This is a genomic window from Aeromonas sp. PI_26 (genome assembly GCF_027854445.1).
GTDB lineage: Bacteria > Pseudomonadota > Gammaproteobacteria > Enterobacterales > Aeromonadaceae > Aeromonas > Aeromonas veronii.
The window spans coordinates 105,235-119,974 of record NZ_JAJNOE010000008.1; the positions used below are offsets into that span (position 1 = coordinate 105,235).

General features: G+C 59.7%; 13 protein-coding genes. 2 read left to right on the forward strand and 11 right to left on the reverse strand.

The window, feature by feature from the left end; translation table 11 throughout:
* The first annotated feature begins 16 nt into the window (after positions 1–16).
* Both zapD and yacG read left to right on the forward strand, forming a co-directional pair.
* Complete coding sequence (gene zapD, locus LRL22_RS10890) at positions 17–739, forward strand: cell division protein ZapD (RefSeq protein WP_005336141.1); 723 nt, start codon at positions 17–19, stop codon at positions 737–739.
* Between the two features lie 9 nt (positions 740–748).
* Complete coding sequence (gene yacG / locus LRL22_RS10895) at positions 749–943, forward strand: DNA gyrase inhibitor YacG (protein WP_005336142.1); 195 nt, start codon at positions 749–751, stop codon at positions 941–943.
* Between the two features lie 77 nt (positions 944–1,020).
* Here yacG and mutT read toward each other — a convergent pair whose 3' ends face one another.
* The 11 genes from mutT to murD all read right to left on the reverse strand — a co-directional run bounded on the left by mutT (position 1,021) and on the right by murD (position 14,739).
* Complete coding sequence (mutT, locus tag LRL22_RS10900; protein WP_019444787.1) at positions 1,021–1,425, reverse strand: 8-oxo-dGTP diphosphatase MutT; 405 nt, start codon at positions 1,423–1,425, stop codon at positions 1,021–1,023.
* A 74-nt stretch (positions 1,426–1,499) separates the two neighbouring features.
* Positions 1,500–4,220 carry a preprotein translocase subunit SecA gene (gene secA / locus LRL22_RS10905; RefSeq protein WP_005336144.1) on the reverse strand — a complete coding sequence of 907 codons (2,721 nt, stop codon included), beginning with the start codon at positions 4,218–4,220 and terminating at the stop codon, positions 1,500–1,502.
* 59 nt (positions 4,221–4,279) lie between these two features.
* Complete coding sequence (locus tag LRL22_RS10910; protein ID WP_005355107.1) at positions 4,280–5,185, reverse strand: M23 family metallopeptidase; 906 nt, start codon at positions 5,183–5,185, stop codon at positions 4,280–4,282.
* A gap of 140 nt (positions 5,186–5,325) precedes the next feature.
* Entirely contained in the window at positions 5,326–6,249 is a 924-nt protein-coding gene (lpxC, locus tag LRL22_RS10915) for a UDP-3-O-acyl-N-acetylglucosamine deacetylase (RefSeq protein ID WP_005336146.1), read from the reverse strand.
* Between the two features lie 99 nt (positions 6,250–6,348).
* Positions 6,349–7,500, reverse strand: a complete 1,152-nt coding sequence (gene ftsZ, locus LRL22_RS10920) for a cell division protein FtsZ (protein WP_005336147.1) — start codon at positions 7,498–7,500, stop codon at positions 6,349–6,351.
* A gap of 39 nt (positions 7,501–7,539) precedes the next feature.
* On the reverse strand, positions 7,540–8,799 hold the full coding sequence (ftsA, locus tag LRL22_RS10925) for a cell division protein FtsA (RefSeq protein ID WP_005336148.1): 1,260 nt from the start codon (positions 8,797–8,799) through the stop codon (positions 7,540–7,542).
* Positions 8,780–9,532 carry a cell division protein FtsQ/DivIB gene (locus LRL22_RS10930; RefSeq protein WP_005336149.1) on the reverse strand — a complete coding sequence of 251 codons (753 nt, stop codon included), beginning with the start codon at positions 9,530–9,532 and terminating at the stop codon, positions 8,780–8,782. The genes ftsA and LRL22_RS10930 overlap by 20 nt, the downstream gene beginning before the upstream one ends.
* A 97-nt stretch (positions 9,533–9,629) precedes the next feature.
* Positions 9,630–11,084 carry a UDP-N-acetylmuramate--L-alanine ligase gene (murC, locus tag LRL22_RS10935; protein ID WP_005336150.1) on the reverse strand — a complete coding sequence of 485 codons (1,455 nt, stop codon included), beginning with the start codon at positions 11,082–11,084 and terminating at the stop codon, positions 9,630–9,632.
* Positions 11,085–11,195: 111 nt separating this feature from the next.
* Positions 11,196–12,278 (reverse strand): undecaprenyldiphospho-muramoylpentapeptide beta-N-acetylglucosaminyltransferase, encoded by a 1,083-nt coding sequence (gene murG / locus LRL22_RS10940; RefSeq protein WP_270905391.1) that lies wholly within the window; start codon positions 12,276–12,278, stop codon positions 11,196–11,198.
* Entirely contained in the window at positions 12,278–13,459 is a 1,182-nt protein-coding gene (ftsW, locus tag LRL22_RS10945; RefSeq protein ID WP_107684326.1) for a cell division protein FtsW, read from the reverse strand. Before ftsW ends, murG begins: the two co-directional genes overlap by 1 nt.
* Positions 13,456–14,739 (reverse strand): UDP-N-acetylmuramoyl-L-alanine--D-glutamate ligase, encoded by a 1,284-nt coding sequence (gene murD, locus LRL22_RS10950; RefSeq protein WP_005355119.1) that lies wholly within the window; start codon positions 14,737–14,739, stop codon positions 13,456–13,458. Before murD ends, ftsW begins: the two co-directional genes overlap by 4 nt.
* Position 14,740: the final 1 nt, after the last annotated feature.

The following is a 14,740-nucleotide window of genomic DNA, read 5'->3' on the forward strand; positions in this document are numbered from 1 at the left end:
CTGGCCAGGATTAGGCATGATTTACGATTTTCCCCTCAATGAAAAAAGCCGGACCTATCTTCGTCTGGAGTCCCTGTTTTCCCAGATCCGCGACAATCTGGAGAGTGAACAATCCTGGGCACATATCGCCTTCTTCAAGGGGCTGTTCGATCTGCAGGAGTTGCTTGAGCGTGGTGACCTGCGCGCCGACCTCATCAAGGATCTGGAACGTCTCGGCCAGCGTCTGAGCCACTGGGCCAGCCTGCCCGATGTCGATCTGGAGCAGATCAAACTGATGCAGCAAGAGAGCAGCCAGCTCTCTCGCAACCTGCTCAACTCGCCACGCCCGGGTGCCCGCCTGAAAGAGGATCGTCTGCTCGGCTCCATCCGCCAGCGCTTCTCCATCCCGGGTGGTCTGTGTGCCTTCGATGTGCCACAGCTGCACCACTGGCTCGGCACCCCGGCCATCACCCGTCACCAGCAGATGCAGGGCTGGCTGAGCGATATTAACCTGCTGATGAATGCCATCACTCTGCTGCTGCGCCTGTGGCGTGAATCAGGCAGCTTCAGTGAGCAGGTTGCCAGCAACGGTTTCTTCCAGGACACCGCCGAGAGCGCCGAGCTGATCCGCATCAAGCTGCCGGGCAATCTGTTCTGCTACCCGACCCTGAGCGGCCACAAGAACCGCTTCGCCCTGCGCTTTCTGCCTACCGCAGAACAGCCGATTGGCGACGTGCCGTTCCAGCTCGCCTGCTGCTAAGGAGGGCTTATGGTCACCAAGGTAAAGTGTCCGACCTGTCAGAGCGAAGTGGAGTGGGGCCCGCAGAGTCCGTTCCGCCCCTTCTGCAGCAAGCGCTGCCAGCTGATCGATCTCGGCGAATGGGCCGATGAAGAGAAGCGGATCCCGGGGGAGATCAACCCGGATCTGCTGCCGGAGCCGGAAGAGGGCGATCAGTGGCTATAAGCCCTTGGTCACTCACCTCTGCAATATCAAAAAAGGGCCGATTGGCCCTTTTTTGATGCTTGTTGATTGCTACCGGCTCACGCCAGCAGACCCTGTAGCCGCGCTACAATCGGGCCATTGGCATCGGGGAAGTGGTAGTTGTGCAGCTCGGCCACCGGCACCCACAGACACTCCTGCCCCTCTTTTCCGAACGGCTCGCCGCTGAAACGGGTCACCTTCCAGATATCCAGCAATACTTGCTTCTCGGGGTAGTCGTGCTGCAGCTCCATAAAGGGGGCACAATCCAATACCCGGATGCCGATCTCTTCCCACAGCTCCCGATCCAGCGCAGTCAGCAGATCCTCGCCCGACTCCACCTTGCCACCGGGAAACTCCCAGCGATCCCCCTGATGGCGATCGGAGGAGCGTCTGGCGATGAAGATATCGCCCCGTTCATTCTCGATGACGCCAACCGCCACCCAGATCCGTTTTTTCTGTTCCATCAATTACCTCTGTTCGCTTGTTGCCACCAATAACAAGGCGGGCACTTGGCCCGCCTGTTATGGCATAGCGTCGATCAGGTCAACTGACCGTGGCAGTGCTTGTACTTCTTGCCGGAGCCGCACGGGCAGGGATCGTTGCGACCGACCTTCTGCTCGTCACGTACGAAGGTGGTGTGCCCCTCTTCGCCTGCGGCCTGTTCATCGGCCAGCTGGCTCTCGGCTGCGGCGTGGGTATAGGTGCGGGGAGCGGCTTCCGCCTGCTGGCGCTGCTGCTCTTCCATCGCCTCTACATCGCGCTCCTGCACCTGAACACGGCTCAGGATGCTGACCACGTCGCGCTTGAGGGTTTCCAGCATCTGGGTGAACAGATCGAAGGATTCGCGCTTGTACTCCTGCTTGGGGTTCTTCTGGGCGTAGCCGCGCAGATGGATGCCCTGACGCAGGTGATCCATGGCGGCCAGATGCTCTTTCCACAGACCATCCAGAGTTTGTAGCATCACCGCTTTCTCGAAGTTGCGCAGCACCTCTTTGCCGACCAGCTCCTCCTTGTGGGCATAGAGTTTGGTGGCTTCGTCCAGAATGCGCTCGCGCAGCTTCTCTTCGTACAGCTTGTCATCTTCCGCCAGCCACTGTTGCAGCGGCAGATCCAGCGCGAAGTCGGCCTTCAGGCGCGCTTCCAGACCCGGCACATCCCACATCTCTTCCAGAGACTGGGGCGGGATGTACTCATCGATCACCGCGCCGTACACATCATCACGGATAACGTGGATGGTCTCGGAGATGTCGTTGGTATCCAGCAGCTCGTTGCGCTGCTCGTAGACCACCTTGCGCTGGTCGTTGGCCACGTCATCAAACTCCAGCAAGCTCTTGCGGATGTCGAAGTTGCGACCTTCCACCTTGCGCTGGGCATTTTCGATCGCCTTGGTGACCCACGGGTGCTCGATGGCTTCGCCCTCTTCCATGCCCAGCTTCTTCATCATGCCGGTCACGCGATCGGAGGCGAAGATCCGCATCAGGGTATCTTCCATGGAGAGGTAGAAACGGGAGGAGCCCGGGTCACCCTGACGACCGGAACGGCCGCGCAGCTGGTTATCGATACGACGGGATTCGTGACGCTCGGTGCCGATAATGTGCAGACCACCAGCGGCCAGCACCGCATCGTGACGCACCTGCCAGGCGGCTTTCAGCTCGGCAATCTGCTCGCTGGTCGGGTTCTCCAGCTTGGCAATCTCTGCCTGCCAGTTGCCGCCCAACACGATGTCGGTACCACGACCGGCCATGTTGGTCGCGATGGTGACCGCACCTGTCTGACCAGCCTGGGCAACGATCTCCGCTTCCATGGCGTGGAACTTGGCGTTCAGCACCTTGTGCGGGATCTTCTCCTTGGTCAGGATGCCGGAGAGCAGCTCGGAGTTCTCGATAGAGACAGTACCGACCAGTACAGGCTGGCCCTTGGCCACGCACTGACGGATATCTTCGATGATAGCGGCATACTTCTCGTTGGCGGTCAGGTAGACCAGATCGCCCATGTCTTTACGCACCATCGGCTTGTTGGTCGGGATAACCACGGTATCCAGGCCATAAATCTGCTGGAATTCAAAGGCTTCGGTATCTGCAGTACCGGTCATGCCCGCCAGCTTGTTGTAGAGACGGAAGTAATTCTGGAAGGTGATGGATGCCAGCGTCTGGTTCTCGTTCTGGATCTTCACCCCTTCCTTCGCTTCAACGGCCTGATGCAGACCATCGGACCAGCGACGACCCGGCATGGTACGGCCAGTGTGCTCGTCGACGATGACGATTTCGTCTTTCTGGACGATGTAGTCCACGTTGCGCTCGAACAGGGTGTGAGCACGCAGGCCCGCATTGACGTGGTGCAGCAGGCTGATGTTGGAGGCGGAGAACAGGGAGTCGTTCTCGTCCAGCAGCCCCTCTTTCTTGAGCAGCTCTTCCACGAAGATCTGGCCGTTTTCGGTCAGCAGTGCCTGACGGTTCTTCTCGTCCACCGTGTAGTGACCGTCACCGGTGTACTCTTCGGTGTCTTCCTTGTCCTGTTTGACCAGCAGCGGGATCAGCTTGTTGACGCGGATATAGAGCTCTGAGCTGTCTTCAGCTGGGCCGGAGATGATGAGCGGAGTCCGGGCTTCATCGATAAGCACCGAGTCCACCTCATCCACCAGCGCGTAGTTGAGCGGGCGCTGTACGCGCTGCTCCGGCGAGAACGCCATGTTGTCGCGCAGGTAGTCGAAACCGAATTCGTTGTTGGTACCGTAGGTGATGTCGGCGGCGTAGGCGTCACGCTTCTGGGACGCATCCATACCGGGCACGTTGCAGTCGACGGTCATGCCGAGGAAGGCGAACAGCGGGCGGTTCGCCTCCGCATCACGCTTGGCCAAATAGTCGTTCACCGTTACCACGTGCACACCCCGGCCGCTCAGGGCGTTCAGGTAAGCTGGCAAAGTCGCCGTAAGAGTCTTACCTTCACCGGTTTTCATTTCCGCGATGCGGTTGGAGTTCAGCACCATGCCGCCGATCAGTTGCACATCGAAGTGGCGCATGCCAAACACCCGCTTGGAGGCTTCACGCACGGTCGCGAACGCTTCCGGCAGCAACTGCTCCAGGGTCTCACCCTGCTCGATACGCTGACGATATTCAGCCGTTTTGGCCTGCAACTCGGCATCGGACAGAGCCTCGAACTGCGGCTCCATGGCATTGATCTGTTTTACAATTTTGCGCAAAGCCTTGAGCGTTCTGTCGTTCCGGCTGCCGATAATCTTGGTAAGCAGTGTGCTAATCATGGGTACCAACTATTTCTGGTTATAAAAGCGTTCCGTCACTGGAACCTGAAGAAAAAAACCTAACCCCGTCTGGCACTGAGAAAGCGTGCGGGGTTGACCTGACGACCATCTTTCAACACTTCGTAATGCAGATGGACCCCGGTCGCGCGACCGGTGCGTCCCATCAAGGCAATCTTCTGACCCTGATCAACCAGAGTGCCCACCTCGACCAGCAACTTGGAGTTGTGGGCATAGCGGGTGACCAGGCCATTGCCGTGATTAATCTCCACCATATTGCCAAATTCCGGATGACGGCCCGCCCAGCTGACAATGCCGGGCCCGGTGGCCAGAATCGGGGTTCCGGGTTTGCCACGGAAATCGACCCCTTTGTGCATCTTGGCACGCCCGTTGAACGGATCGACCCGTCCACCAAACCCGGACGAGACCCAAACTCGCTCCTGTTTGACTGGCGTGCCGGAAATAAAACCGGCATCGGTGATATGGTGATTCATGATGAAAGATTCAAGTACCGACAGCTGCTCTTCGCGGCTGCTGAGCTGCTGGCTGAGGTGTTTCATCGAGGCTTGCAGCTCGTTGAGGCTCACTTCCAGCTCTTCATCATAAGAAGGACCGCCCATGGGGGGCAGCTCTTTGAAATTGAACTCGTCGGGATCGAGATCGGCCTGCTCGGTCAATCGTTCGCCGAGGGCATTGAGACGGCCAAGCTGGCCTTGCATAGTGCCCACCTGAGCAGCCAGCATTGCCAACTGTTCACGGGCTTCGTCGCCACTCTGGTCGACGGACTGTTGCTCGGCAACGGCAAGCGCCACTTCCAGCGCCTCCATTTTTTGGTGCCAGCTCTGCCAGAGCCAACCACCACCAAGGGCCAACAGGGAGAAGAGAATACCGCCGACCCAGGCCAGACGTTGTTTGGGCAGGTGCAACTTGCGTCGCTGCTTGCCGTGGAGGATCAGGGTAATGCTCATAGAAATCAGTCTGCTCGGTCAGGTGCGGCCAGGAGCCTGCACGGGAAATAAAACCGGGAGATAATCGGTATTAAAGGATGGAGTAAACAAATGACGGAACGTCGGTGCGGAGAGAGGACCGACGTTCCGTTGCACAGCTATCAGGCCAGAACCAGACCGTTATCGTAGTAAGCGATAGGCGCTTTGTCGCCCTCACCCTCGAAGGTCACCAATTCCCAAGCCTCCTGCTCGGCCAGCAAGGCACGCAGCAGCTTGTTGTTCAGGGCATGTCCGGTCTTGTAGGCACGGAACTCACCGATGATGCTGCGGTTACACATATAGAGGTCACCGATCGCGTCCAGCATCTTGTGCTTGACGAACTCGTCCTCATAACGCAAACCGTCTTCGTTCAGCACCCGATAGTCATCCAGTACCACGGCGTTTTCTAGGCTTCCGCCCAGCGCCAGGTTCTGGGAACGCAGGTACTCGATATCGCGCATGAACCCGAAGGTACGGGCACGGCTGATCTCTTTCACGAAGGAGGCACCGGAGAAATCCAGTACGCAACGCTGATTGCGCCCTTCAAAGACCGGATGCTGGAAATCGATCTCAAGATCCATCTTGAAGCCGTTGCGATAGGGGTGGAATTCCGCCCACTTGTCGCCGTCTTCAACCCGGATGCTCTTCTTGATCCGCACAAACTGCTTGGCAGCATTCTGCTCACGGATCCCGACTTCCTGCAGCAGGTAGATAAAGGGATGCGCACTGCCATCCATCACCGGGATCTCGGGCGCGTCAACCTCAACGTAGAGGTTGTCGATCCCCATCCCGGCCAGCGCGGCGGAGAGGTGCTCAATGGTAGAGACACGGACACCGGCTTCGTTGACCAGAGCGGTACAGAGCACGGTATCGCGCACCTGATCGGCATTGGCTGGCAGCTCCACCACAGGATTCAGGTCGGTACGCAAGTAAACGATTCCTGTGTTCACAGGCGCCGGACGGAACGTCATGGTGACTTTCCGGCCCGAATGCAGGCCGACACCAGTCGCCTGTACACTCGTTTTCAAGGTTCTTTGTCTAATCATGGGTGTACCCTAAACAGCTTAAAATCCGGACCAGATGGTCGTTGGCAGGCCATCTTAGCACATTCCTTGAACAACAAACAAACAAGAGCCATAAGAGGCTTAATCAGCTTGCTTGCGCAGGAACGCCGGAATATCCAGGTAATCCGGTTCACGACGAGCTTGCGGCTCGGCGTTGACCACCTTGGCCGGGGCTTCGTCCATCACGCGGCCTTGCATCATGTCGCTAACCAGCGGCTGACGCACCGGGCGCTCTTGCACCTGGCTGCTCTTGACCAGCGTGATGTCCGGCTTGCGCTCGGCACCGATACCGGTAGCAACCACGGTCACACGCAGTTCGTCGTGCATTTCCGGATCGATTACGGTACCCACAACTACAGTGGCGTTCTCGGAAGCGAAGGCCTTGACCGCGTTACCCACGGTTTCGAACTCTTCGATGGTCATGTCCATACCGGCGGTGATGTTGACCAGGATGCCACGGGCACCGGCCAGATCCACATCTTCCAGCAGCGGGCTGGAGATGGCTTTCTCGGCCGCTTCTTCGGCACGGTCATCACCAGAGGCGGAACCGGTACCCATCATGGCGGTACCCATTTCACGCATCACGGTACGCACGTCTGCGAAGTCGACGTTGATCAAACCCGGACGGGTGATCAGCTCGGCAATGCCCTGTACCGCGCCAAGCAGTACATCGTTGGCCGCCTTGAAGGCATCCAGCAGGGAGATACCGCGACCCAGCACCTTCAGCAACTTGTCGTTGGGGATGGTGATCAGGGAGTCGACGTTCTTGGAGAGCTCTTCGATACCGTGCGCGGCGAAGCCCATCCGCTTCTTCCCTTCAAAGGAGAACGGCTTGGTCACCACAGCAACGGTCAGAATGCCCATCTCGCGTGCCACTTCGGCCACGATCGGCGCAGCACCGGTACCGGTACCACCACCCATACCTGCGGCGATGAACACCATGTCGGAACCGGTCAGCAGCTCACGCAGCGCTTCGCGATCTTCCATTGCAGCATCACGACCCACTTCCGGATTGGCGCCGGCCCCCAGACCCTTGGTGATGCCACCGCCGATCTGCAGGGTAGTGTTGGCACTGGAGTTGCGCAGTGCCTGAGCGTCGGTGTTGACGGTAATGAACTCAACACCCTCAATATTTTGACGAACCATGTGTTCGACAGCGTTGCCGCCGCCGCCACCTACACCGATCACTTTAATGACGGCTTCGTCAGTGTGGCTATCCATAAATTCAAACATGTTGTCTCTCCGCTTTATTTGCCTGACTCAGCAAAATTCTTAGAACTCGCCACGCAGCCAGTTGCTAACCCGTTTGACCAGGCCACCGACGCTTGCCTTGGCGGCATATTCTTTGTTGCTACCTGTGGCTTGATGGGTGCGGCCATATTGCAGCAACCCGACCGCAGTCGAGTACACCGGTGCCTGCACGTAATCACTCAAACCACGTATGTTCATGGGCTCTCCCACCCGGACCTGGCTCTGGAAGATCTGCTCTGCACACTCCACAATGCCTTCAATCTGGGCAGCGCCGCCGGTCAAGACCACACCGGCTGCCAGCTGATGCTTGACCCCCTGCGCTTTCAACTCGCTTTGTACCCGCACCAGCTCATCATTCACCATGGAGAGCAACTCGGTGTAACGGGGCTCAATCACTTCAGCCAGTGTCTGCCGTTGCAGGCTGCGCGCCGGGCGACCGCCGACACTGGGTACTTCAATATTGTCTTCCTTGCTGACCAGACGACCGAGGGCGCAACCGTAGCGCACCTTGATCGCTTCCGCGTCGAGCGGCGGCGTGCCGAAGGCGTAGGCGATGTCGCTGGTCACAGTGCTGCCAGCGTACGGGATCACCTTGGTGTGGCGCAGGGCACCGCCGGTAAACAGCGACATGTCCATGGTTCCGCCACCGATGTCCACCACGCAGACACCCAGCTCTTTCTCGTCTTCGGTCAACACCGCATAGCTGGAGGCCAGCGCGGAGAAGATCAGTTGATCCACGCGCAAGCCGACTTTCTCCACACATTTCTCAATGTTGCGGGCCATGTCGTTATGGCAGGTGATCAGGTGAACCTTGGCTGCCATCCGCACACCGGAGAGGCCGACCGGATTCTTGATCCCTTCCTGATAGTCGATGGCAAACTCCTGAGGTAGCACATGCAGCACGCGCAGCTCATCGGAGAGGCGAACCGACTTGGCAGTGTGGATCACGTTGTCCACATCCTCCTGGGTCACCTCTTCATCGGAGATGGGCACCATACCGGTCTCGTTGCGGCAGTCGATATGCTTGCCGGACAACCCCAGATAGACCGAGCTGATCTGGCAATCTGCCATCATCTCAGCCTCTTCCACCGCGCGGCGCAGTGACTTGACCACGGAGTCGAGGTCATTGACCCCGCCCTTCTCCATTCCGCGAGAAGCGTGACTGCCCATACCGATGACGTTCAGTTCACCGTCCGGCAATACTTCCCCGACCAGAACCGCCACCTTGGTTGTGCCGATATCCAGTCCGACAATCAAATTCCTATCTGCGGTGTTGGTCATGCACTTTCTCTTCGCTCTTCTTCCAGCCAACTGCCATTCCGGTGTCGTATCGAAGATCCACGTAGGCAACTTGCGCACGGGGTTCGATAACCGGGAAGGCATCGATAAACCGCTGCAGCCGGAGCGCAATGTCATTGCGTCCCAGGAACAGCTTGATATTGCCATCCAGGGTCAGTTCCCAGGCATGGCGGGGGGTCAGATTCACCCCCAGCAACTTGTATCCCTTGGCAGCCAGTTGCGACTCGTACTGCCGACTCTCTTTCAACACCCGGGCAGCCTGGTCATCCGGCCCTGACAGCTGCAACAGCGGCGTCTTGACCCGATCCGGGGCACTGAATACCTTGCCCTTGGTGTTGACGAAGCGGTTGCCATTCCAGCGCGCCGCCACATCTTGTTCCGTGAGGTAGATCTTGATCTTGTTCGGCCACTTCTTTCGTACCGAGACCGAGGCCACCCATGGCAAGGCATTGAGCCTTGCCTGCAATTCGTTGACGTCCAATTCGAAGAAGTTGCGCAGCTCGGCGCCATCCAGCACGGCCATCCGCAGCTCTTCGGTTTGCAAATACTGGTGTTGCCCCTGCAGCAACAGCTCGCTCATGGGCAACCGGTTGGCATCTGTCAGCCAACCTTTAACATCCAGCGCCGTCCGGTAGCAGCCCCATATCACCAGCAGGAAAAACGCTACCCCTGCGATGAAGCCACCCTTGGTGCGCCCCTGTGCCCTTGCCTCCACCCGATCGATCCCCGTGTAACGCGCTAAACCGGCCTTTGACAGACCGGTTCGCCATTATATAGGCCCCGGCTTGGCGGTCAAAATACTCATTGGGCCCTCAGGCGCCAGATTTCATGCTATCTATGCTCAATTTCATCTCTCCGAGACGACGGGCCAGTGCCCCGACGTTCCCGGCGCCTTGAGTCAACACCAAATCCCCCTCGCCGATCAGGTCGGCCAGCACGGCTGGCACGTCATCCGGTGTAGCGACGAAGATGGGTTCCAGGTTGCCGCGCGAGCGAATGGAGCGGCACAGTGCCCGTCCATCAGCGCCCGGGATCGGCTCCTCACCGGCAGCATAAACCTCCAGCATCACCAGCACGTCTACCTTGGAGAGCACATCGGCGAAGTCCTCGTAGAGGTCGCGGGTGCGGGTATAACGGTGCGGCTGGAACACCATCACCAGACGCTTCTCGGGCCAACCGGCACGGGCGGCGTTGATGGTGACCTTCACTTCGCTCGGGTGGTGACCATAATCGTCCACCAGCATCGCCTTGCCGCGACCGGTTTCAAACTCGCCATACTGCTGGAAGCGACGACCAACCCCTTCAAATTTGGCCAGAGCAGAGATGATGGCCTCATCGCTGACACCGTCCTCTGTCGCGACAGCTATCGCCGCTGCGGCGTTCAATGCGTTGTGAATACCCGGCAAATTGAGGGTCACCTGCAGCTCACCGGCCTCTTTGCGGCGAACACGGAAGCAGCTGTGGTTGGTGGTCTGGACAAAATCCAGCACCTGCACATCGGCATCGTCAGAGAGACCGTAGGTCAAGGTCGGACGGGCAATCTCGGGCAACATGCCACGGATCACCGGATCATCGATGCAGACCACCGCCAGTCCGTAGAAGGGCAGATTGTGCAGAAACTCGATGAAGGTGGCCTTCAGCTTGGAGAAATCACCGCCGTAGGTATCCATGTGATCCGCTTCGATGTTGGTCACGATAGAGACCATCGGCTGCAGATGCAGGAAAGAGGCGTCGCTCTCGTCCGCCTCGGCAATCAGGTAGCGGCTGCTGCCCAGTCGGGCATTGGTGCCGGCACTGTTGAGCAGGCCACCGATGACGAAGGTCGGGTCGCGGTCGGCTTCGGCATAGATGCTCGCCACCAGACTGGTGGTGGTGGTTTTGCCATGGGTACCGGCGATAGCGATGCCGTGACGGAAACGCATCAGCTCGGCCAGCATCTCGGCACGGCGCACCACCGGGATCCGCAGTTCGCGGGCAGCCAGCAGCTCCGGGTTGTCCTGCTTGATGGCGGTAGAGACCACCACCACGCTGGCACCCTCAACGTGTTCGGCACTGTGGCCGACAAAGATGTGGGCGCCCAGTCCGGCCAACCGCTCGGTCACGGCGTTGCGAGCCAGATCAGAACCTGTCACCTGATACCCTTCGTTGGCAAGCACTTCGGCAATCCCGCCCATACCGGCACCACCGATGCCGATAAAGTGGATGCGACGCACGCGGCGCATTTCGGGGATCACAGTACGTAGTTTTGCCAGTTCAACCTTGGTCATAATCGTCTCTTTAGTCTGCCGCAGGCCATGCGCCGTCAAAGCGCAGTTGCACGGCGGCATCAATACATACAGGTACAAGGCTGCACGGTGTCACCGCTGCAACCTTGCTCATCAATCTTTACCACACTGCCCGGTTGCGAGCTGTTTGCACTCATCTGCAACCCGCTCGGCCGCATCGGTGATGGCGACGCGGCGAGCCGCTTTCGCCATGTTAAACAGGGTCTCCCTGCGACCAGCCAGCCAGGTCAGACGCGCCGCCAGTGATGCGGTATTCAGCTCGGACTGGGGCAGGAACTCGGCCGCACCGCCGTCGACCAGAGTCAAGGCGTTACGGGTCTGGTGATCATCCACCGCATGGGGCAGCGGCACGAAAATGGCAGCCACACCGGCGGCAGCCACTTCGGAAACAGTCAGGGCACCGGCACGGCAGACCACCAGGTCGGCCCAGGCGTAGGCGCTGGCCATATCCTTGATAAATTCGCTCACCTCGGCATTGATGTCGTGCTGGGCATAGGCAGCAGAGACGGCCTCAGCATTGCCCTTGCCACACTGGTGACGCACTTCAATGGGCACGCCGGATGCTGCCACCGCAGCAGGTACCTGCTCGTTGAGCACCCGCGCCCCCAGACTGCCGCCGACGATCAGCAGATGCAGTGGCTCATCCCCGCTGCGCAGTTGCGGATCCGGCAGGGCGACCACTTCGGGACGCACTGGATTACCGACCACGGCGGTGCGACGGCTCGGCGCGAAGGCGCCCGGAAATGCCATCAAAACCCGCCTGGCGATACGGGCCAGCAACTTGTTGGTCATGCCAGCAGCAGCATTCTGCTCATGGAGCAACAGCGGAATGCCGGAGAACCAGGCCGCCACGCCACCCGGGCCGGAAGCAAAACCGCCCATGCCGAGCACCACATCAGGGCGAACGGTCTTGAGTACCTGACGCGCCTGCAAGATCGATTTGACGATGCGATAGGGCGCCACCAGCAGTCGCTTGATGCCGTTGCCACGCACCCCCTGAATATCGATGAAGGAGATGGGATAACCGTGGGCTGGCACCAGTTCCGCCTCCATCCGGTCGGCAGTGCCTAGCCAGTGGACAGTCCAGCCCTGGGCCTTAAGGCGATCGGCCACGGCCAGACCGGGGAACACATGCCCACCGGTACCACCTGCCATCACCAACAGAGTCTTGCTCACTAAACCTCCCGCACGCGCGCCTGGGCTGTCGCCTGACGCAACTCAAAATCGATTCGAATCAACATGCTCACCGCCACCGACATGATGATGAGACTGGAACCACCGTAACTGACCAGCGGCAGGGTCAAGCCCTTGGTTGGCATCATGCCACTAGCCGCGCCGACGTTAACGAAGGTCTGGAAGCTGAACCAGATGCCAATGCCGATCGCCAGATAACCGTCATAGAGCCGCTCGGCCACCAGCGCGCGATGCCCCAGCTTGAGCGCCTTGACCGCCAGCGCAAAAATCAGGAACAGGGCGCCCAGCACCCCGACGTAACCCAGCTCTTCACCGAGGATCGCAAACACGAAGTCGGTGTGTGCTTCCGGCAGGTACTCCATCTTCTGGATGGAGTTGCCAAGCCCTTCGCCAAACCAGCTGCCACGGCCAAACGCCATCAGCGACTGGGTCAACTGGTAGCCGCTGCCGAACGGATCGGCCCAAGGATCCATAAAAGAGGTCACCCGCCGCATCCGGTAGGGCTCGACGATGATCAGCATCACCACCGAGCCGAGACCCGCGCCGATCAGAGTCAAAAACTGTCCCAGTCGGGCACCGGCCAGAAACAGCATGCCGAACGAGGTGACGAACATCACTACGGTGGAACCCAGGTCCGGCTGCAACAGCAGCAAGACCGCCAGCACCCCGAACACCGCCAGCGGTTTCAGGAAGCCGATCCAGGCTTCACGCACTTCGCTCTGGCGCCGCACCAGATAACCGGCCAGATAGACAAACAGCGCCAGCTTGCCAAACTCGGCAGGCTGCAGGTTGAAGGGGCCGAGCGGCAACCAGCGCACCGCACCGTTGACGTTCCGCCCCACCAGCAGCACCAGCACCAGCATCAAGATCGCCAGCAGCAACATGGGGCCGTTGTGCTGTTGCCAGCGCGCCATCGGCACCTGCAACACAAACCAGGAGATACCGAGCGCCATCACCAGAAACAGGGCGTGACGTTTCACAAACATAAAGGGGTCATCCCCCAGCGCAATCCCTTCGGGGATCGACGCCGAGGCCACGATGACCACCCCGACCGCCATCAGGGAGAGCGCCAGCAGAACCAGCTGCCGATCGTAGAGACCGGCAGGACGCGCTGGTAACAACCAGCGCTGGAACAGACCTGCTGCTACGCGAAGGGCGTTCATAGTGCCAGCACCATCTCGGTGAAACGATCGCCGCGCACCTCGAACGACTTGAACTGATCGAGGCTGGCACAGGCTGGCGCCAGCAGCACCCAGTCACCGGGCTTGGCATCGGCCGCCGCTTTGGCAACCGCAGCGGCCAGGTCGGCCACCCGTTCGGTCTGCTCGCCCAGTGCCAGCAGCACCTCGGCATCCTGACCGAAGCAGTACATGTGATCGATCTGGTTGCCCAGCAGCGCCTGGATCGGGCCAAAATCCTGCCCCTTGCCCTGACCACCGGCCAGCAACAGCAGGCGCCCCTTGACCGACTCGCGCACACCGGCAACGGCAGCCAGCGTGGCCCCCACGTTGGTGGCTTTGGAGTCGTTGATCCAGCGCACCCCGTTCACCTCGCGCACGAAGCGGGCACGATGGGGCAAGCCCTCGAAACGACGCAGCACGGTAAGCTGAGCCGCACGGGGAATACCGACCGCATCGCACAGCGCCATGGCCGCAAGGGCGTTGGCCTGATTGTGGGCACCGACGATCTTCATCTCGTCCACTGCCAACAGCGGTTCGCCGTGCAGGGTCAACCAGTGGCGGCCATCCAGCAGGCAACGGCCATAGCCATTGCAATCGAGACCAAAGCTCTGCCACACCTGACCCACATCGGGCAGGGTCTGGGCATCGTCACGATTGACCAGAATGTGTTTGGAGTGCTGATGGATCTCCATCTTGGCGGCGCGATAGTCGGCCATGCCCTGATAGCGATCCATGTGATCTTCTGAGAGGTTCAGCACCACGGAGGCGGCTGCACGCAAACTGTGAGTAGTTTCCAGCTGGAAGCTGGAGAGCTCCAGCACGCAGAGATCCATCGGCTGCTTGAGCAGCTCCAGCGCAGGTGTGCCGATATTACCGCCCACGCCGACATTGAGACCGGCTTCGGCAATCATCTCGCCCACCAAGGTGGTAACGGTGCTCTTGCCGTTGGAGCCGGTAATGGCGATGACCGGAGTCTGGGTCTCGCGCACAAACAGTTCGATGTCACCGACGATCTGTACGCCACACTCGGCAGCCGCTTTCAGTTCGGGGGTCGCCAGCGCGATACCCGGGCTCGCGACAATCATGTGCGCCTGCTTGAGCAGCGCCTCGTCGAGCCCGTGGATCAGCTCCACCTCCGGCGGCAGTTGATCCTTGCCGGGCGGGTTGGCGCGGGTATCCATCACCAGTGGCGTCACGCCACGGCCGAGGAAGTAATCGACACAGGAGAGCCCGGTTTTGCCCAATCCGATGATGATGACCATG